Origin of the sequence: Bdellovibrio sp. HCB337 (assembly GCF_047302465.1) — a bacterium.
Classification (GTDB): domain Bacteria; phylum Bdellovibrionota; class Bdellovibrionia; order Bdellovibrionales; family Bdellovibrionaceae; genus JACMRP01.
Genome location: NZ_CP178621.1, coordinates 2,456,465 through 2,476,750 on the forward strand (window position 1 = coordinate 2,456,465; position 20,286 = coordinate 2,476,750).

Sequence of the window (20,286 nt, forward strand, 5' to 3'; positions counted from 1 at the left end):
TTTGAGATCTCAATATTAATAGCAATTTCCTGTGCGCGTCGTGTGTCTATCAGAATCCGATTCAGAACCAGAGAAGGTCGCAACAGCCTTTTGGTCCTTATCGTAAAGCTTAATATTCACAGATTCTGTCGTCGTGCTGTAGTAGTATTCAACATCACGAGAGCCAATGTGACTTACATCTTCATAGCCACACTCTGTACGAGTTCCACCACCACCGAAGCAGCGAGTACGAGTCGCACACTGTGAAGGATTCGCAGGATCACATTCAGTGACAGTTTCACATCTCTCTGGTTCGCTCACTTGGCGACATCTGTATTCGCGCGTGTAGTAAGTGCAAGACTCAGTTCCGCTCTGAACATCGCCACTGCGGTAGTCCACATCATACAAGCCATCAACCGCATATGGCTGACCGCTGACGCCCGCATTAATACGAATGCGATCGCCTGAATTCATTTTTTTAAGGTTTTGGGTCGTCTTAAAAGTGAAACTCTCTTTTCCAGAAGGAAGTTGCATTTCTAAAACAATCTTCTTTTTACTATTTACTTTCAATTTGCCTGAATATTGACCAGGCTGGATGTCTATGTTCTTGCGACCATCTACCAAAGTGATTTTGCGATGCACAGTTGTATATCCTGCAAAGTCTTTACAGCCAGCAAGTACGAGCAAACACGAAAGCGCAGCTCCAATTTTCATTAGTTTCATAAGCGTCCCCTCTTAAAAATGGTGGTTCAATTTGACCGGTTTTTTCCTGTCGCATCGCTGCCAGTACAAAAACGATGCCAGGACCTTTGGTAGCAAAAGGGGTCTAGCTCACGCGGCCCAGCAAAACGTCTCGATCTCGAACATATCAAGCTAAGACATAGGACGCGTTTATGAGCGATATTTCAGCACCGAAAGCTATTTCGAAATATCATAGATAGATACCATCCAACACATTCTCAAGAGGTTACGTAGTGCGGATATTCGTGAGTCTCTTTCTTTGTCTTTGTTTTAGTGCCACGGCTTATGCCAAAAAAGATTCTTTTTCCGCCAACAAAACTTGGGTCAGAAAAGAACTCACACGCATGGGACTTTCTAAAGGCTTTATTGATGAGTCTTTAAAACAGTACGACACCGATACTTTTAAAATGGTGCTGACACTGAATCTGATGGGCTTTATGCAACCCCCTGGTCAGCATATGAATCATGTAACCCCTGAGGCCGTGCGCGCCGCTAAGAAGTTTGTAGGCGCTAACAAAAAGGCTTTCGATCTTGCCGAGAAAAAGTACAAAGTTCCGCCCTCTGTGATTTCATCTTTGATTTGGATCGAAACCCGCCATGGTGAAGATGTGGGCCGTTTTCACACCGTCAGCGTCTTTTTGCACCTCCTACAAGCGGATATGAAACAGAACCGCGAAGAGCTCACGAAGCTAGCAATCCAAAAGAACAAAAAAGACGGTCGTTTTACCACTGCTAGAATCAAAGAACTCATGCCCGAGCGAACCAAGAAAAAAGCGCAATGGGCCCGCGAGCAAATTATCGCGCTCGCCGCAATTCGTAAGAACAAGCATTTGAATATTAAAACTTTGCGTGGCTCTTATGCCGGAGCTTTTGGTCTGCCTCAGTTTATCCCATCAAGTTATCGTGATTATGCTAAGTCCTTTAAAGCCAAGGCGACTCCGAACCTTTACAAACCAAGTGATGCGATCATGAGTGTGGCTTATTACTTGTCTAAAAGTGGTTGGAAGAATCGCAAGTCTTCCGCCAAGGTTACAGCCCTCATGAAATACAATAACAGCCGAGATTATGCAGATAGCATTTTGGCTATTTCTAAGAAGGCGACTCCGAACCGAGTTGCTTCAAGTCAGTAGTCCCCAGGTTTGCAGCAAATCACTGTCTCGATGCCAGCGTTCGCCGATATCGGTGCGATAGAACATATTTGGAATTTGAATATTCTTAACGCGCGAGTAAGCTTCTTTTCGCGCATCATCCATGGTCGATCCTGAGCCCGAGACCACAACCGAGTAACCAGACGTGCCGGTCAAGAGCCACTCCCCTTCAACCAATTTTACTTCGCAAGGATAGACACCTTCCGTGAGCGGTTTTTTGAAAACCACAGGAGCGTCTTCCGAGAATTTTTTAAACGTGTCGTAGTCCGTGAATGGAAACGGAGGAACTGCCACGACAACCGCTAGTTGCAAACCTTTTTTGGTACGAAGCTGAAAGTCTTGGCCTGCAGCAAGGGCGTACATGAGCTCTCCCCATTTCGAAAGAATACCTTCCAGCTGCAAATTCAAAGTCGGATAGCCAAAACGTGGCGTGAACTCGAGCGGATAGATACCGCGGGAATTCACAATGCAGTTAATATCGAAGTACCCCACATAACCATTAATGCGGGACTCTAGCTTACCAAGAGTCTCATTAAAAAGTCTGGTGTCACTCGCCCAAAACCCGGTCGTTCCCATTTCTCCGGTCGAGGGACCGATGTCATTATTCATCATTTTTTTATGTTCAAAGTTGATAAGCGCGGGTAGCAAAAACTTACTGCCATTGTAGAAGGCGCCGACGGCAACTTCGACTCCGGAAACAAACTTTTGCATTTGAAAACGACGGATCTTTTTCCCCCACCCTTTACGATAGCGCTCTAAGATCGTAATAACATCTTTGCCATCTTCTTCTTGACCGACGTACGACAGAACCTTGTCGTTCTGGGCTTTGCCACTAGGTTTAACAACGTATCTGCCCGGAGTCGTTCTGACAAAATGAATGGCACTGTCAAAATCTTGAAATTCCCAAGATGGAATCGTGTTCAAACCTGCAGCCCGCATTTCTTCGCTACCAAATTCACGGTCAAACTCAAGCTTGTCAGAATAGCGAGTACCGCCCACAACCTTGAGGCCCTCTTTGCGAAGACGCTCGCAGATATCGCCAAAGTCCGAGTCATCAAAGATGATCGCATCGGCCCAAGTTTTGTGTTCTTCCCAGTTTTCTACCTTTTCGACAAAACCGTCTCCGACCTCTTTTTCAGAGCGCGAAAGAACGGCATATTTGACCTCGTGCCCTTCTTTGAGGATTTGATTGGCCAGGGCTGTCAAAAGTGAATATCGGGTCACAAAAAGAAACTTCATAGGTCGATGCTATGCTGGCTTTAAGCGAGAAGAAACCAAATGACCCCGAACTTGTTCAATTGCATTTGGACGCGTCCAAAAAACGCTGAATGACTCGAGAAGTCAGCGCAAAATCCCCTCAGAAACTCAATTTAAAATTGTTGGTTTTTCATTGGGCAAATGCTCTAATCGTCCCTTCAACTATTTCAGGCAAAAAGGGCTTATTGTGAATCAAGAAATTTATGAGTGGATCCTTCTTTTAGCGCGTTGGTTGCATATCACAGTTGGTGTTACTTGGATCGGAACTTCGATCTTTTTTATGTGGCTCGACCGTACATTTACTCCAAACCCAAATTCTAAAAACGCAGGCCATGTCGGCGATCTTTGGATGGTTCATGGTGGCGGCTTTTATCACGTCGAAAAACTTCTCATGGGACCAACCAAAGTTCCGGATGAGCTTCACTGGTTTAAGTGGGAATCTTATTGGACTTGGATGAGCGGGATCTTCTTGCTTATCGCGATCTTCTACACAGGCAGTGGGACCTTCTTGTTGGACTCTAGCGTTTCTGGCGTCACTTACTGGCAAGCAGTTGGTATTGGTGTTGGCAGTATTCTGGTCTCTTGGTTCTTCTATGACTTCTTGTGGGACTCAAAGCTTACAAAACACAAACCGATGATCGGTCACATCCTGACTCTTTTGTGGGTTGCTGGTATGTCTTATTTCCTTTGCAAAACATTGAGTGGGCGCGCGGCCTATATCCACATCGGCGCGATGCTTGGAACTTGGATGACCGCAAACGTATTTTTGCGCATCATTCCTCGCCAAGTAAAAATGGTCGAGGCTGCTAAAAAAGGCGAGCCTGTTAATCAAGACTGGGGCAAAAACGCCAAGAACAGATCGACTCACAATACTTACTTCACGTTGCCTGTGATTTTCCTGATGTTGAGCAATCACTTCTCTCAGACCTATGGCAATAAATGGAACTGGGTTATTTTGTTGGTGATTAGTGCCGCTGGTGCCGCGATCCGTGAATACTTCGTTGTTCGCCTTAAGAATCCAACTCGTGCAAAGAGCTTTGCCGGTATTGGTATTGCGCTTATCGCGGGTGTGATGTTTTTCTCTCGCGAGAATACGGCAAGCTCTAACCAAGACTCTGCACACAGCGATGTTCCAGTGGTCAGTGGACCTGCAACTCCGGGCACATTGGGGGACTCTGAAGTCAAAGGGGTCGTAAAGTTTGAGGGCACAGCTCCTCAAGGCGAAAAATTGAATCTCCCATTTGCGTGTGCGAGTCACTTTAAGGGTGATGCTTACTCCAACGAAGTCGAAATCAAAGACGGCAAGCTTAAAAACGTTTTGGTTCGCGTGACCAAAGGTCTTGAGGGCAAAGTTTATTCCGATGTTCCTAGCGAGCCCGTATTGCTTGATCAAATTGGCTGTTTGTACGAACCACGTGTGATTGCAACTCGTGTTGGCCAAAAAGTAGAGTTCATCAATAGTGATGCTCTTTTCCACAACGTCAGATCGCTGACTCAGTTGAATGAGACTTTCAACGTATCGATGCCTAACAAAAACGACCGTTTCACCAAGGTTTTTGAAAAGCCCGAGATTTTCGTGCAAACCAAATGCAGCGTGCATCCATGGATGAGCGCTTACATTGCCGTTGTCGACCACCCGTTCTTTAGCGTGACCAACTCTTCTGGGGAATTCACGATTAAGAATCTGCCTCCGGGAAATTACACGTTGGAACTTTGGCATGAAACTTTGGGAACACAAACCAAAGAGATCACGGTCGCAGACCACGGCAAACTGGATTTAGAAATCACTTTTAGCAAGTAAGGATTAAAGAAATGATCAGCACTCACATCCTAGATACCAGCAAAGGTTTCCCTGCAGAATCAGTCGCCGTCCGCTTGCAGAAAAAAGAAGGCGATACTTGGAAAGAGATCGGCAAAGGCCAGACGAACTCTGATGGCCGTTTCGTTTTCGATTGCGAACGTGTTGCAGGCACCTACCAAATTACTTTTGATATCGAAGATTATTTCAAAAAACAAAATCAAGAAACCTTCTTTATGAACACGCCAGTGATTTTTAAGATTACGGACACTCAAAGAAAATACCATGTGCCACTTTTGTTAAATCCTTTTGGTTACTCCACTTACAGAGGAAGCTAATTCTTTCATCTTATGGCAAAACGTGAAATCCCCTACTACCAAGATTATGTTTCAGAGAATTTCCTTCAATATTTACAGAAGGAACTAAAATCCGTTCCTGGCATTGCGGAACTGACTCAGGTTGGGGATCTTGGCGGACTTGAAAATACAGAGTCTTTAAAATTTTTGTGTGAGCTTTATGACCAAGTCAAAGGTGAGCTCAATAAAGTTCTTGAACAACGTATTGTGGATCGTCACTTTATCGATCAAAGAACCAAAGCTTGTTATGAACTGAATCAGTCCTTGGGTATTGATTTTCTTGAAAGCCGCTATCACACAATTCTAGGCCACGAAGATTCCAAGGGTCGTATTGTTATTGGTCCTAAAAATAGTCTGTACTGCCGTAAAGGTGGTGGCAAAGACATCGCGCCTATTCCAAAGTTCTTACAAGGTCCGCATGTGACTTTGTTTGGACCTCCGGATGACGCAAAACTTTCTGTGAATGCGATGAATGCGTATCACCGTAAACTTAAAGGTGAACCCGCGATCGTTGCTGAGCTTTTAGCGAAAACTTCGGACTTTCCAAAATGGGGTGCCGATGATGAGGACTCGAAGACTCCTCTTCGTCAGGATTTAATCTCTGCTGGTGAAAACCTAACTGGCTGTTTCGAGAAGAATCTTTCTTTCGCAGATCCTAAGTCTAAAAAAGAATACCACTTAGAAAAAGACCATCTGTCGTTGCCGATTAAGCGCTTCCCGGGATTAGCTCTTCCATGCACATTCTTGTTCTTTAGAGGCAATCCATTGCCTCTGCATATGTATGACTTTGCTTTGCATCTATTTAAGCATTGGCATAACCCTGAAGCATTGACCTTTTATGTACCGAAACTCGAGAACGAAGAAGAAGCTCGTTACATTCGAGTCATGATTGAAACCGCTGAAAAAATGATTCAGCAAAAACACAGCAGCTACAAACTTGGCACTGTTCGTTTGCTGATCGTTTTGGAAAATCCACGTGCAGTTTTCAGAACCAATGAACTCATTGACGAGCTTTATCCGTACTTCGCTGGCGCCTCTTTAGGTTGGCATGATTACCTCGGATCTACGGCAAGACTGTTTAAGGAAGACGGTAACTACCGCATTCCTGTGAAAGCCGATCCAAATATCGTCATCAAATACATTAAAGCGTCACATCACCTTCTTGCAGAAGTGGTTGGCAGCCGTGGTGGCATTAAAATCGGCGGAATGTATGGCATTCTTCCGATGGATACCGACCTTGCAAGTCCCTCTTTCCAAGTCACGATGAAAGGCTTTATCAAAGACGTCATTACTCAGATGAAGCGCGATCTATCTGGCTTCTGGGTGGCTCATCCTGACTTCGTACGTTTGGGTATGGCGCTGGTCCAAGGGTGGAAACAATACGTAAGCGGCGACAAAGCTTCGCTTGAAACGCTTGTGACCTCTTTGCTGGATAAAAAATATCACGAAGAGATCTTGGGCTTTATTCGCGGTCCTGACATCGAGGGCCTGGATATGGACAATCCTCTTTATGCCCGCTCGTTGATCGTGGCTGACATTAAAGAGTCCACATATATAGCGAACAACCATCCAGATGAAGTTCGCTATAATGTCTTTCAATCTTTGCAGTATCTAACCGATTGGCTCTCAGGAAACGGCTGTGTGGCCCTGCCAGCGCAAATTGACGGTATTCCCGTGCGCGTGATGGATGACTTGGCAACGGCCGAGCGTTCACGCTGGGAAGTCTGGCACGAGCTTCACCACAAACGTTTCTCTATCGAGGACTTCTTAAGGATTGCTCACGAAGAGCTGCACTTTATTCGTAAAGACTTGTCTGATTCTAAAAAAATCGTGCAAGTAAAATGGGACGAACGTACCGAGAAGTGGTACCCGGTTGCGATGAATCTGATGATTCATTTGATGACCAGCCAAAAACCGGTCGAGTTTGCTTCAGAGCTTCTCTTGCCGTTTACGATCGAATCCGTTCGTCAAGCACAAGATCCGTGGAAGGCAATCTCTGCGATCGATCCTGAGAAATATAAAATCCAGTCTTACATCGAAAGATTTAACTATTACTTCGGCATGTGCGGAAGCCAGCACTTTGCAACCATGATGGCGAAGAATTTGATTCTTAGCCAGTCTGAAGCAAGCTGTCTGATTCACAGCTTTGACCTGAAGAACATTCTCGCCGCAGCAAGTTTCCACGGTGATATTGGCGAAAACAAAAAGACTCTAGATACTATGGCAAGCCAAGAGCAGGCCTTGGTCTTTAACGAAGAAGCTACCCTTAAAGAAGAACTTCGTAGACTTGGCAAAGACTATCTTCAAAAGTTCGGAATGAAATTCTTGATTTCGGCTCAAGGAAAATCCGGTAAAGAGCTTTTAGAAGCATTGAAAACGCGTATGAACAATACGCAAGAGCAAGAGTTGAACAATGCCCGTGAGGCATTGTGGGAAATCACTCGTAAGCGTTTTAATGCTCACCCGATCAATATGCTTCACGAGAAAGTTCAAGCGGCATTAGAAAAACATCATGTGACTGGCGCTCAGATTGCGATATCCGCAGGTTTCGGCAAAGTTCAAAGCATGGGTTTTGGCGATGCGATCAAGAGAACTACAAAAACTACGTGGGCAACTTGGTTTGAGGTGGCTTCGCTCAGTAAATCTTTTGCCAGCGCTTTTGCCATTGAATATTTCCGTAAAGCCGGAGTTCCACTTAGCACTTCGGTGAACGCGATTTTTGCAAAAGCCGGTTCTGATTTTAGAATCAAGTCTTTGGATAAAACTCATTTTGAGTGGGCCGACGAAGTGACTTTGGCGCATCTCATGAACCACGGTGCTTTGAATATGCACTACGTGGACGGAGTGCCACTGAATCAAGAGCTGCCGAATCTACGTCAGCGTTTGGATGGCACCGTCGGTGTTATCAACAAGCCCGGGACTCAATTCCAATACTCTGGTGGCGGCTATATGGTTTTGGAATATCTTCTTGAAACTCTCGAGAAGAAACCAATCGCCGAGATCACCAACGCTTTCTTAAAAGATCTAGGGCTGAATAGCTTTAGCTTTGAACAAAAAAATATCCAAGGTCACGACTATGCCCACGGCTATACAGTGGACGGCAACGAGATCGAAGGCACACGCAAGATCTTCCCGTCTTTCGCAGCTGGTGCCATGGGTACAGCAGGTGATGTCTGCACATTCCTAAACCACCTTACTAAAGCCTTCAGAGACCTCAATGGATCAGGACCGATTTCGCATGATTGCGCGATTCAAATGCTTTTCGGCACCGATAAAGGCTGCCAAAAGTTTATGGGCGTAAACATGGGGCTTGGAGTCTTTACTGCCGAAGCTGGACCAAATCGCCTTGCGATTCACCAAGGTGCCAACGATGGCTTCCGTTGCTTGTTTGTACATTGTTATGACGGTCCTGATGCTGGGCTTGGATTTACGATTTTATGTAATGCTGAGTTGAACGGCGTTCTTTTCATTTCTGAAGTCGCGCAAATGATTTTCACAGAGCTGAAAATGAAAGGGATCGAGACTGATAAATTTAAACAAACTTTTGTCAGCTCAGAAATCCCGCAAGAGCAGATCGTGAATATCGGCTATCGTGATTTGATCTTTGGCGCTTTCACAGCAGATCTGCCGGAAGAAATCGTCGTTAAGGGTCCTCGTGATCCTTTGGCGGATTATAACTTGGCTGTTGGTGGAAAAGTGCTGGAAGTAACGAATCAGCGTTTTGCCAGAGCTTCAAATTTACTGTCAGAATATCTGCCGGTGTTTGACCCAGGTCTTTTTGGTCGCCAAGGCAAAATCATGGATAGCTGGGAGACCGTTCGTCACAATCCAAAACCATTTGATGAATTGGTCTTTGAACTGAAAAAACCATCTGACATTCGTTATGTCGGCGCTTCTACAAAGTACCACTTAGGTAACCAAGCTGTGTCGATCCGTCTTGATGGCTTCAATACCAAAACTCAAAGCTGGCAAGAGATTCTGCCTAAGACCGATCTTGAGGGGCACGCTTACAAGGCTTTGAAACTCAATACGGGGGATACGCAGTTTAGTCGTATTCGTGTAGAGCTTTATCCAGATGGTGGCTTTACTCGTCTTGGCCTTTATAACGAGTCTTTGCCAGAGGCAGAGAAAACCAAGTTCAAACCTCGTGAAGAGGCCCCGAGTGTGACTTTTAGCGATGCAATTCCGCAAACGATCAAAGCCTTGGCGCCGAAATTTGCTCTGACTCCAGAAGATATCCAGAACAACTGGAAGCACTTCAAGGGTCAGGAAGTCGATGCGGCTAGTGTCGCTTTCGGTGGCAAAGTTGTGAGAGCATCAAATGAGCACTATGGACCGGCGGCACAGGTGATTTCACCGTACCCGCCTCTGCATATGTTTGATGGACTAGAGTCAGCACGCAGCCGTAAGAAGGGCCACTCGGAAGAAATGGTGCTAGCTCTTGGCAAAGAATCCCGCATCGAGCGCATTGATATCGACTTTACATATTTCGTGAATAACAACCCGCTGGAACTCAGTATCGAGGGACTCAGTGGTGATAAATGGATTCCGTTGGTCGCAAAAACCAATGTGAAAGCCTATGCCGGAAATAAAATCCGTTTTGGGTTGAATACCAAAGAGAGTTTTTCACAAGTAAAGGTGACAGCAATACCGGATGGTGGAATGAACCGCGTGAAGGTCATAGTAAAAACTTAAGGAGAACCTGAAATGAAATTTCTGCTGGTTCTCTTTCTCTTTGCGACCACGGTGCAAGCTAAAAAACTGGCGCTTTCATTTGATGACGCTCCTGGGGACGACGCTCTCCATTTTACTTCTAAGGCACGGACTACCGAGTTATTAAAGAAGCTTAAATCGCTCAACAGTCCTCCGGTTCTGATTTTTGCAAACCCCTGCAATGGAAGCAGTCCAGAGTCCAACTATGCTCAATTAAAGCAATTTAAAGACGCCGGCCACATTATTGGCAATCACACCTGCACCCATCCACGGTTTGATGAGGCCGGTGTTGAGAAGGTTATTGAAGACACCCAAAAATCAGAAACTCTTATGAACGGACTCATGACCGGTTCGAAATACTTTCGTTTTCCTTTTTTCAATGAAGGCAAAGACAGAGAGGCACGCGATCTCTTCAGATCTTGGCTAGAAACCAATAAATATCAAAACGTTTCTGCATCTCTGGAGAATGAAGATCCTGTTTTTTCAAAAAGACTCAATGATGCAAAAAAACTGAGTAAAAAGATCAACTACGAAAAAGTGAAGGCTCTGTTTATAAAGCACATCATCGAGGGTGCCGAATTTTACGATAAGGTCGCAGTCGATGTCCTTGGCAGGTCTCCAAAGCACATTATTCTGCTGCACCAAAAAGACGCCACGGTTCTTTTTATTGACGATCTTGTGCGTGAGCTTCGAAGCCGCGGATGGACGATTATTAGCGCCGAGGATGCCGTCAAAGATCCGCTTTACTCGATGAAACCTAAAAACACCCTATCAACCTACGGAATCATTGGACAGCTTGCCTACGAAAAACAGGGTTCGTTTAAACCTTACTATGACTTTTCTAAGTTAAAGCAAGAACTAGATTCTGCACTAGATCTGTCTTCTAAAAAATAACAGATCTTTACGGAACGCGGTTGAGCATTACCTGACCGCTCATTTCGAATTTGCCAAGCCCGACTTTTTCATAGAAGTTGCCAACCCAAACGTCTTTACTGCCACCCAGTTGGTAAATCTGGATATAGCCGTCGCCACCATAAACGTCGACAATCAAACCACGGCTGCCATCAGCTTTCCTAAAGTCTTTCAAGCGTCCACTGTCGAAGGCTGTACGGCTAAGCTGCTTTCCGTCTGCTTTATCGGTGATGCGAATAAAGCCTTCGCCATTCACTTTGGCTCCACGCTTGATACCAATCTGCCACTCGATGTTCCAATCACTCTTATGAACCTTGCGATTGAAAAAGCGGATCTCTCCGGTGAAGTGTCCTTCAATTTCTAAGGCATCACGCATTCGTAAGTCCGCGCCGCCTTGAACCGTCGAGGAAATGTCAGGGATCTCCATTTTACGTAGAGTATTGAGTGCCTGCTCGGGATCTCTTTCGCGAGTAACAGACGCCTCTAGACTGCGCCAGGCTTGATTCGCCCGCGTATTTGGCGGCGGAGTTGCTGAGGCTGTCACGGTCGCTGTCGGAATTGGGGCTGGTGGCGGTTGGTTCACAGGATTTACCGCACAAGGTTCACAAGTGCTTTGCAACTGCGATGCTGGGACCGGTTTATAGGCAAGACGCAAGCCTAAGTCGGCCAAAAACAAGGTTACGACTTTACCAAGAATCTCATCCGCTTTCTGATAGCGCTCTTCCAGAGTTTTTAGTTTTTGATACTCTTCGAAATCTGCGCGAGTAAGTTCGATCAAGTCCTCTTTGGCTTTGTTCTCGGCCGAAGTTTCATCAGCTTCAGGTGCCTGTACAGATTTTTGCCCAAATTTAAATGATGCAAAAGCAACAACGACGACAATTAGAAGACCTATGACGTTCTTATTCATAGAAAAATGCTAACATGCAGGAAACAGCGGTCAAGTAGCTACATAACCTCTTGAGCCCATTTCACACTGGCGTCGGCCACTTTTTCCCAACCAGGCTCAGCAATCAGATAGTGAGAAACCCCCGCAAAGCTTTTTAGGTCTGTTCTACTTGGGGACTTCTTTTGTTTTCTGTAATTCGCCTTCACCATCGCTGGCGCTGCGGTTCTGTCACTTTCCCCCGCAATAAATAACAACGGCTGCTTGCGGTGTTTGGCGTCGACGCGAGTACCAATACCTGTCGCCGCTTGAAAGAAGATCTTTCCAGGAGCCGGCACGACAAGGCGTTTATAGTCGACATCTCTTTGCACCGCAGGTGTGGTGTTCGCAAAGTTTTTATCAAAGGCTTCCTTAGACAAAATGTAGGGCTTTCTCCATCCCGCAAGACGAAGCAGCCCAGGCAGAGCCGAAGTCAAAGAACGCAGATCCGGAATCACGCCCGCTATTGGGGCTGGATCGATACAGATGCCCGCTGCTCCGACTCCGCGATCTAAAAGAAGCTGCACCACCAATCCTCCCATGGAATGTCCTACCAAAAGTGGCGGCTCTGGCAGTGCTCGAATGACCTTTTCAAGATGATCGACGATCTCTTTAAAAGATAAAGCCCCAAAATGATCGTCAGGATGAGCACGAAGTTCCTCGATCGACTTATCCATCAGCGGCCAGGTCGGTGTGATCACATTAAAGCCCTGCTTTTCAAAGTAGGTTTTAAATCCTTCCCAGGAAATAGGTGTCATCCAAGCGCCGTGAATTAAGACCACTGTTTTAGTTTTCTTACCGGACGTGCCCATAGTGTCCCCTTTTAAGTAATGTGACTTACAATCATAGATTCTCATGCCTCTAGGGGATTTCCTATTGCCAGAAATGACATAACCAGTGCCGATATTGTCAATAGGGCGACAAATGACATTCTCGAGCCGATTAGGAACAGTTGATTAACACTTTGCGGCTGCGAATTTTCTTCAACATCTGTGTTATCGAAGAAAATGACTGTCGAGATTCTTCCCACTTTATGCTAGAAACCACCCCTTATTGAGGGGAAAAAAATATGCGTATTGGGGTCATGCTATTTTTGGTGGGTGCTCTTCTTGGTTGTCAGTCTAAAGTCGACCAGAACACCGTAAATCTTGGGGAAAATCTTGCAGTCTATAATCCAGACGATCTGGATAAACTTCTTGAAGATAAAAAACTTACTGAAGATCAGCGCAAGACTTCGATCGAAGCCCTTCGCACCGCTTTTAAGGCTTCTTATGTGGGCTACGACCTTAAGAAAACCCTCATTGGTAAATCGGGCGACGAAATCTTTGATGAGTGCCTGAAAGACACAACCACAGCTCCGATGAGCACGGTCGAGTTCTATGATGAAGTTCGCAAATGCCTTGCGCGTATTCAGGATACTCACATCGCGGTCAGTAAGATCATTACTTCTGCAAAGATTATTACAGGCATCGCTGGCGGGATGTGGGTTGGTGATCAACTCATTATTTCTGGAACTCGTCCCAAACTTCTTGCTAAGTTTGAAGAACTGGCTGGAGTTCCCGAGGGCACCTACACGAAAGCATTTAAGGTCGGTGTCCAAGTTGAGGAAATCGACGGCCGCCCTGCTCTAGAAGCCGCTCAGGAATTAGAACCCTATATTTCTGGTTCATCCCGCTTAGCTGTTCGTGCAGACGTTTCAGAATATCTTTTCACGCGCACTTTCCACTATCCGAAGAACGCCAAAATCGATCTCAAATTACGTTTAGAGGACGGCTCCACTTTCCAAGCGACTCTTCCGTGGGTCATTTGGTCCGGAACTGGCAGCCTTGAGCCCAAAAGTGAACTTGTTCGCCGAGGCCTCTCTGAGAGTTCTAAGCTTGGCGCAAATACACTGCCAAAACGTGAGGGTTTTGAAGATGGCAGCGAGCTTTTTAAAACGCTCATCAATCGTCACGAATACCACTCGAGCCAAACAACCGATAGCGGTTCCATTGTTGTGACCGGCTATGCTGAGCTCAACAAGCAGATGCATTGTTATTTGCAAATTTCGGGTTTTAGTCTTTCTGAAGGCACGGAACCTCCACGCTACCCGATCTATGAGCCAACAGGAGATAAGTTTCTAAAAGCAGGATTTATCGATGTGATCAAAACACATTTGCAAACTTGTGAAGCGTTCAAAGCAAATGTGATTTTGGATTTGCGTTCAAATGGTGGCGGCACTTCCCGTTTAGCCGCTGAAATGTTTAGCTTGTTTGAAAACACAAGCGGTCCTTTGATTTACCAAGGACGCTCTCACTCAACACGTCCCGGAGCCTTGCCTGTGATCTTTGATTACCTCTCAGAGCTAGATCCTAAAAAAACGAAGGTTGAAGCCGAGATGTACTTAAAAGTCTTCCAAGAAGCCCAAGCGACTCAAAGCCAAACAACTGCTTGGGTTTTAGAGCGTCAGGCGAAATTTGAAACAGGTATTTTCAATGGCAAAGTCTTAGTTTTGACCGGCCCTCAATGTGTCAGTGCTTGTGACAATTCAGTTCGCCGCTTTAAAGCAACAGGTCGTGGGACCATTGTTGGTGAAGCTACTAATGGAACCGGTTTTGGTTTTATCTCTGATGGTGAGGAAGGCGGCGCTTACTTCCGCGATCCTTTCAACCTCTACCTTGTAAGCATTCCGAACAGCGCTTTTCAGTCTCACGTTCTGCCTACGAATACGGTGTTCATTGAGGATGAGGTTCAAAAAGGACTTATCGTGCCTTTTGACCAAATTCCACTTCTCGAGAATCACCCTACGATCCCCGATGTCGAGATCAAGCTGACCCGCAAAGACCTTCTTGGCTATGAAGATTATCTTCAAGCTTTGGTTCCTTTGCTTTAGCTTTACCACTTGCCAGAAGTATAAATTCACGGAAGACTTTCAGATATGCTGAAAGCTCTTCCATTACTTCCAATACTCTTTACTCTGACCCTTTCATCGATAAACGCCGAGGCTCGTAAAAAGAAAAAGCCCCAGGTGCAGAAACTCATTGGGACTGTTCAAAAATGTCACGATGGTGACACCTGTCGCGTGATCGTTGACAATAAAAATCTCAAGATTCGTTTTGCCGGGATCGATACGCCTGAGCTTTCGCAAAAGTACGGCAAAGAAGCCCGCGATTTCACTGAATCCAAATTAAAAAACAAAGTCGTGCGACTGGAATGCGAAGGAACTTCTTTTGATCGCCTGACCTGCACGATCTTTATGGAAGGCCGAAATATCAATCGCGAGATTGTTCTAAACGGCTGGGCTTTTGATTCTACCAAGTATTCTAAAGGAATTTACGCCCAGGATGTCGAGGGCGCTAAAGCCAAACAACTGGGTATCTGGAAAGATCCCAAGCTTGTTAGCCCCTACTGCTATCGACACAAAACCAATAAAAAGTGCCGTGTAAGTCAGCTTTACATGCCTTAGTTACTCTTGGCGAGTTTCACCCTCTAAGCGCTGCACCTCTTGTTCGAGCTGTTGCACTTGCTGGCTTTTCTCTTGAACGGTTTTTTCTGCCCGAGATATTTGCGCTTCTAAATTCTCTGCCTGTTCTTGGGACTGAAGCTGCGCCCCTTGCAGTTGATCAATCTCGGTTCTTAGGTCAAAGATGCGTTCTTGAGTCGCTTGAACCGAGCTTTGCAGCTCTTGCCGAGCTTGATCCGCCAAACTTTTAACTTGGTTTGAATTTCCAAAGACGCTTGCTGAAATATCCACACGCTGACTTCTTAAAGCCGTGAGCTGGTTTTTCTGATTCGCAATCTGGGTTCGAAGTTGTTCAGCCTTGGCTTGCGATTGTGTGTAATCAAGGCCCGGAAAATTCGTAAGGTAATTAAGTTCATTCTCAAGACTTTGAATCTCTTGCTCGACCAGTCGAATACTGGTGTCCACTTGCTCTCGCGCTAAGCGCGCAGCATTGTCTTGATTCACAAGGGCGGCACTCGCTTGTTGATTAATTTGTTCTTCGGCGTCTCGGTAGTTACTAATAGTGTCTAAGAGATTTTGAATCTCTAAATCGCGCTGATTTATTTGCGAGGCATAAGCCCTGCTTGTTCTTTCGCCGGTCGTACCTTGACGTTGCTTAAGGGTTTGTAGGCTTTGCGCCTGAGACTGCAATCGTTCTTTCTCGGCGTTTAGTTGCGCTTGTTTATCAGCTAACTCTTTTTGTTTTTGTTCGCGAGCTTCTTGTTCCTCGGCAGAGGGCGTGTCTCTTGTTATTCTGAGTGCGGGAGGACGTGGCTCTGTTTCGACAATGTCTGCGGCTGTTTGAGGTTGAGATCTAATGCCAGTATCGGAATAAAAACTCCAAAATCCGACCATGAGGAGCAAAATGGCTAGAATAACGAGAACCGTGCTTCTGGGCATTGTTCACCTCTAAATCCTATTTTCTCGCTCTCAAAATCGAAACTCAAGTGACGGCCACGTGTATACTGGCAACTATTTGCGGGATGACAGAAAGATCTTAACGAGTGGCGATGCTATTACCGAGCTTAGTACCGCCATGATAATGAGGCTGGTAAAAAGTGTGGCATCAATAAGCCCCAACTTAAAGGCGATAGCACAAAATAAGATCTCCATCGCACCACGAGCATTTAAAACAAATGCCAACAATGACGAGTCCCTCTTGTCAAAGCCCACCTGACGAGCTGTCACAAAAACTCCGAGCATTTTACTGAGAGTTGCCACGACCAGAATTAGTAAACACTGTTTAAGATCGAAGGTCTCTTGCCAGTTGATTTTCATCCCGACACCGATAAAGAAAATCGGACCAAAAACGAATTTCCCAAGATTTGTGGAAATCTGAATCATGCGATCTGTATGCTTAAGAATGCTCGAGAGCCCCACCCCAATAAAGAAAAAGAATACAGGCAAATGACTCATGATCCACTTCTCACGAGCTTCTACGGGAATAATGATCGTAAAGATAACCCACGCAAGAAGATCGCATATTGTCGCGGCAGCGACAATGATATGGCCTTGACGAGTTTCGTAGATTTTTAAATCTTTCAAGATTTGTACGACGACTGGCAACGCGGAAATCGCAAAGGCAATTGCAACTACCAAAAGTCCCTGTACATCACTTTTACCAAGTGCAAAAAACGCAAGAGCTATCCCAGCAATAAAAGGCAGAAGAAACGCACCTGTTGCAAGCTTCGCTGCAATAGAAGCATCTTTTTTTAAACTCTGAAGATCCAACTCAAAACCGGCGACAAAAAGAAAACCGAACGAGGCTAATGAAAACAACCACTCAGGTGCAGTCGCCTTCACAAAGCTAGGTCCTAATAAAATCCCGATCAGGATGTAGATGAATAAAAACATCAGTCGCCTTTTTTAAATTTCCGCCAAGCGAAAAAGAACAGAGAGAAAAATGAAAAGGCGATGCCTAGGTATAAAAAGACCGGAGTCTCATCCGGATTGTCCGCAGCCTCGATACCGAAGTAATAAATAATGAGTTTCATGATAACCCATGCTTGGAATGCGACCCATATATAAGGCGCAAGCTCACGCACGATTTTTTGATCTTGGCTTAGGACTTTTTTCGGTTTCGTTTTTTGCGTGGGATGTCCCCACCCTTGAGTGCGATAAAAATCGCCAACAATATCGCCCCACTCTTTTTGAATCTCGGCACGAGAGGCCTCGGCCTTCGAAGACAAAACCTTGGATAAACGATGGGCGGCCTCGCGAGCAATGTTTTCTTGAGTCTCAAGACTGTAGTAATCCCCGTTGGGGCTGGCAAAGTCAGAATTGATCTGTTTGGAAAGCTCTTGAACAGTGGTTTTCGTTTCAGAATTAAGACCGTCAAAACTAGAACCCTCTTTATAGGCTTCTAGAAAAACTTGATCCAAGGTCATAGACATAAGAGCGACCTATCTTCTTTCAATAAACTCAAAGTAGGATTTGCAGTAACCGGTATCGGTATTAGCGCGATTATAGCGTAATTCCAAGTCCATCTTTTGAGCACGACAGCGATTCATAATCGGCCCCACCAAAGCAGACGGACGATTCTTCAAGATCCCAGAAACCTCAGCTTTGCACCGAGCTTCAGCACTAGCCCAAGCAGTTTCGCACAAAGATTTAGTGAGATTATAACAGAGTCCTTGGGGACTATCTTCACCACAAGGCCGTTTAGCAATCTCTTCTTCCATCATCGCGGGTTGAACATAGGTCGAACTCAAATGAATAGCAAACATCACCACTAAAAGCGCCCCAGCCCCGATCTCCCAATACATCGAGATCCCAGTCGCTTTCTCTAGCGGCCTTGCTATTATTAGTCCCACACCTAGTAGGAACAGAATTCCGAAAATTATCGTTGTCATTGGTAGGATCATAGCTCTTTGGGGGCTTCGAACGAAGGAATTTTTGAGGGGAAGCAGGGTTTTTTAAAGCCACTGCGTCGACCCGCCCTCCAGGCTGTGACTCCTCCGACTGCGTACAGCCGGAGGGGCCCATCCATGGGCCCGTCAACATCGACTCCGCGGCTTTAAAAAACCCTGCTTCCCCTCAAAAATTCGTTCAAATCCCCCCGTTCCACCTCCGCACGCGGTCCGCGGATTTCGGAAAGCCCTCAGGCCGCGCCCATCTCTTCGCCGCCGCTACAAAACGACAGAGGATTGGCGCGTATATATAGTGTTGCGAATCGTGCCACCCGTTTTCAATTCAGTGGCGACTACCCAGGCGCGCGCCCTAAATACATAGTTCTATCGTCGGCGCGATTCCTAATAGTACAGATGCGGGTCGAGCGTGGGAGGATTCGAAGACGGATTTCGGGGTGGGCTGGGGGCTTTGGAGATTTCATCCGTCGGCCTCAGCGGGGCCCGGATGGCCCTCGGAGTGCTTGTACCCAAGCGCTCCGAAGCTGCGAGGCCTGGAGGGCCGTGCCGATGGAGGAAAGCTCCAAAGCCCCCAGCACGCCCCGAAATCCCGAGTTCGGAGACAACAGAAAAGTGTCGCGTAACTAGTCACTTTTAAGAAATTTCTTCCCGCACAAAAATCCAAGCGACAAATTAGGGCACTCTGATGCCAGGCCCGAGGATTGCTATATTCCACTGCGATGATTAAAAAACTCGGAGGTTTTATGGGTATTAATATGAAGGCAACAATGACAGCGGCGGTAGTCCTATTCGGCATGAATGCTTGGGGTATGGACAGTAGTGAGGCTCTTTCAAACGAACTTAACACTACAATGAACACGATGAATCAGGAAAAAGCGAGCTTAGCTCTTGAGACTGAAGTTGTTAGTTATGACAACGAAGAGTATCAAGCTGCTGAGAAGCAAACTGTATTCGAGATCCAAAAATTGAATAGCGATATCAAAGATCTTGAGCGTCAATCGCGTGCATTGGCTAAGGGTGCTGAAAGCGCTCGTATTAAGGCTGATTTGGCTGCAAAGCGTTTGCAACTTAGAAAGACAGAACAAGCTGAAGCGCAACTTCGTATGAAGAAAGCTGACAACGAAAAGAGAAAAGCTGAACACCAGCACTCTCAAGTTAAAGCTAAAGTAGAGATGACGGAGCAACAATTGGCTCAAGCGAAGCTAAAAACTCGCGAGACTCAAGAAGGTATCCGTGAAATCGAAAAAGACAACAAGAAGCTTAAGAACCGTATTGATCAAGTTAAGAAAATGATTGCTCAAGAGAAGAAGAGAAAAGACGGTCTTCGTTCAAAACGTACGAAGGTGTCTCAAGAAGGTCAACGCCTTCGCACTCAACTAGCTCGTCTTGAGCGTTCTAACTAATTAGTTCTTAAAGAACTGCGGTGCCTTCGTCATCGTCGAGCACCGCTTCCCGTACTTCCGCTTCCCGCAGGGCTTTTTTCTCAATCGCAAAATACAGAAGCCCTGCGATGATTCCTAAAGCAAATCCAATAAAGTGACTCTTATAACTGACCGACGGATCAAAAGTTTCTGCCGGCATAAAAAGAACCAGGGCAACACCCATGGCTCTTAAAGATCTTTGAGTCAGATTGCGTTTTCGATCGATCAAAAAATACAAAGAAAGCCACGCCCCGCCCATCCAGAAAACCACTCCGGAAAGTCCGATGAGTTGAGTTTTTAATGGCATCAGGGAAAGAACCATCAGATTCGTAAGACCACCCATCAAGAAGGCGGCTCCTAAAACCAAAAAGATTCCGAAGTAGCCTGTTAAAAGAGCTCCCATGACAAAGAATAAAAAGATATTTCCAAGCAAGTGCTTGGCATCGCCATGAACGAACAAAGTTGTCCAGGCCTTCCAATATTGATGACCTTGAAAGACGGTCTCGCGAGAGGCAGACATGATATCCTGGGCTCCGCCCCAATCGTTCCAAGCAACAATACTGAGTGCCACCACAAATAAAGTCGCAATGGCCATAGCAACCGAGGCCAAGGGATTTGGTTTTCTGGAAAGCAAAGTCTCGCGGATGACAAAATCTTTAAATTGAGGGTTTTCCACAAAACCTCCTTGAGA

Annotated in this window: 17 protein-coding genes; 8 read left to right on the forward strand and 9 right to left on the reverse strand. The window is 45.9% G+C overall.

The genetic code is table 11. The annotated features are described in order from the left end of the window. Window positions 1-15: 15 nt before the first annotated feature. A complete protein-coding gene (locus tag ACLWBB_RS11845) occupies window positions 16-702 on the reverse strand; it encodes a hypothetical protein (RefSeq protein WP_413287727.1) in 687 nt (228 codons plus the stop codon). A gap of 251 nt (window positions 703-953) precedes the next feature. Here ACLWBB_RS11845 and ACLWBB_RS11850 point away from each other — a divergent pair, with 251 nt between their 5' ends. Further along, window positions 954-1,850: a lytic murein transglycosylase gene (locus ACLWBB_RS11850; protein WP_413287728.1), complete on the forward strand. Its 897-nt coding sequence runs from the start codon at window positions 954-956 to the stop codon at window positions 1,848-1,850. On the opposite strand, the gene ACLWBB_RS11855 is transcribed toward ACLWBB_RS11850, so the two are convergent. Next, window positions 1,839-3,107, reverse strand: a complete 1,269-nt coding sequence (locus ACLWBB_RS11855) for a phosphoribosylamine--glycine ligase (protein ID WP_413287729.1) — start codon at window positions 3,105-3,107, stop codon at window positions 1,839-1,841. The two genes, ACLWBB_RS11850 and ACLWBB_RS11855, sit on opposite strands and share 12 nt — an antisense overlap. 205 nt (window positions 3,108-3,312) lie before the next feature. Here ACLWBB_RS11855 and ACLWBB_RS11860 point away from each other — a divergent pair, with 205 nt between their 5' ends. The 4 genes from ACLWBB_RS11860 to ACLWBB_RS11875 are packed head-to-tail and all read left to right on the forward strand — an operon-like array spanning window position 3,313 to window position 10,886. Further along, the gene (locus ACLWBB_RS11860) at window positions 3,313-4,926 is read left to right on the forward strand and encodes a urate hydroxylase PuuD (RefSeq protein ID WP_413287730.1); all 1,614 of its coding nucleotides are present in this window, start codon (window positions 3,313-3,315) and stop codon (window positions 4,924-4,926) included. Between the two features lie 11 nt (window positions 4,927-4,937). After that, window positions 4,938-5,261, forward strand: a complete 324-nt coding sequence (uraH, locus tag ACLWBB_RS11865; protein ID WP_413287731.1) for a hydroxyisourate hydrolase — start codon at window positions 4,938-4,940, stop codon at window positions 5,259-5,261. Window positions 5,262-5,273: 12 nt separating this feature from the next. Then, complete coding sequence (locus ACLWBB_RS11870) at window positions 5,274-9,974, forward strand: serine hydrolase (RefSeq protein ID WP_413287732.1); 4,701 nt, start codon at window positions 5,274-5,276, stop codon at window positions 9,972-9,974. A gap of 12 nt (window positions 9,975-9,986) precedes the next feature. Further along, a complete protein-coding gene (locus tag ACLWBB_RS11875; protein ID WP_413287733.1) occupies window positions 9,987-10,886 on the forward strand; it encodes a polysaccharide deacetylase family protein in 900 nt (299 codons plus the stop codon). 7 nt (window positions 10,887-10,893) lie between these two features. Here ACLWBB_RS11875 and ACLWBB_RS11880 read toward each other — a convergent pair whose 3' ends face one another. After that, window positions 10,894-11,811: a hypothetical protein gene (locus tag ACLWBB_RS11880; protein ID WP_413287734.1), complete on the reverse strand. Its 918-nt coding sequence runs from the start codon at window positions 11,809-11,811 to the stop codon at window positions 10,894-10,896. Window positions 11,812-11,849: 38 nt separating this feature from the next. Further along, window positions 11,850-12,638, reverse strand: coding sequence for an alpha/beta hydrolase (locus tag ACLWBB_RS11885; protein ID WP_413287735.1), 789 nt, complete (start codon window positions 12,636-12,638; stop codon window positions 11,850-11,852). A gap of 257 nt (window positions 12,639-12,895) precedes the next feature. Here ACLWBB_RS11885 and ACLWBB_RS11890 point away from each other — a divergent pair, with 257 nt between their 5' ends. Further along, window positions 12,896-14,698 carry a S41 family peptidase gene (locus ACLWBB_RS11890; protein ID WP_413287736.1) on the forward strand — a complete coding sequence of 601 codons (1,803 nt, stop codon included), beginning with the start codon at window positions 12,896-12,898 and terminating at the stop codon, window positions 14,696-14,698. A gap of 45 nt (window positions 14,699-14,743) precedes the next feature. After that, window positions 14,744-15,271 (forward strand): thermonuclease family protein, encoded by a 528-nt coding sequence (locus ACLWBB_RS11895; protein WP_413287737.1) that lies wholly within the window; start codon window positions 14,744-14,746, stop codon window positions 15,269-15,271. On the opposite strand, the gene ACLWBB_RS11900 is transcribed toward ACLWBB_RS11895, so the two are convergent. From ACLWBB_RS11900 to ACLWBB_RS11915, 4 genes are all read right to left on the reverse strand, one after another. Beyond that, window positions 15,272-16,207, reverse strand: a complete 936-nt coding sequence (locus tag ACLWBB_RS11900; protein WP_413287738.1) for a hypothetical protein — start codon at window positions 16,205-16,207, stop codon at window positions 15,272-15,274. A 72-nt stretch (window positions 16,208-16,279) separates the two neighbouring features. Next, window positions 16,280-17,161 carry a cation:proton antiporter gene (locus tag ACLWBB_RS11905; protein ID WP_413287739.1) on the reverse strand — a complete coding sequence of 294 codons (882 nt, stop codon included), beginning with the start codon at window positions 17,159-17,161 and terminating at the stop codon, window positions 16,280-16,282. Further along, a complete protein-coding gene (locus ACLWBB_RS11910) occupies window positions 17,161-17,700 on the reverse strand; it encodes a hypothetical protein (RefSeq protein WP_413287740.1) in 540 nt (179 codons plus the stop codon). Before ACLWBB_RS11910 ends, ACLWBB_RS11905 begins: the two co-directional genes overlap by 1 nt. 9 nt (window positions 17,701-17,709) lie before the next feature. Beyond that, window positions 17,710-18,159: a hypothetical protein gene (locus ACLWBB_RS11915; protein ID WP_413287742.1), complete on the reverse strand. Its 450-nt coding sequence runs from the start codon at window positions 18,157-18,159 to the stop codon at window positions 17,710-17,712. 758 nt (window positions 18,160-18,917) lie between these two features. Here ACLWBB_RS11915 and ACLWBB_RS11920 point away from each other — a divergent pair. Then, the gene (locus ACLWBB_RS11920) at window positions 18,918-19,577 is read left to right on the forward strand and encodes a hypothetical protein (RefSeq protein ID WP_413287744.1); all 660 of its coding nucleotides are present in this window, start codon (window positions 18,918-18,920) and stop codon (window positions 19,575-19,577) included. Window positions 19,578-19,584: 7 nt separating this feature from the next. On the opposite strand, the gene ACLWBB_RS11925 is transcribed toward ACLWBB_RS11920, so the two are convergent. Then, the gene (locus ACLWBB_RS11925) at window positions 19,585-20,271 is read right to left on the reverse strand and encodes a rhomboid family intramembrane serine protease (RefSeq protein ID WP_413287746.1); all 687 of its coding nucleotides are present in this window, start codon (window positions 20,269-20,271) and stop codon (window positions 19,585-19,587) included. Between the last annotated feature and the right edge of the window lie 15 nt (window positions 20,272-20,286).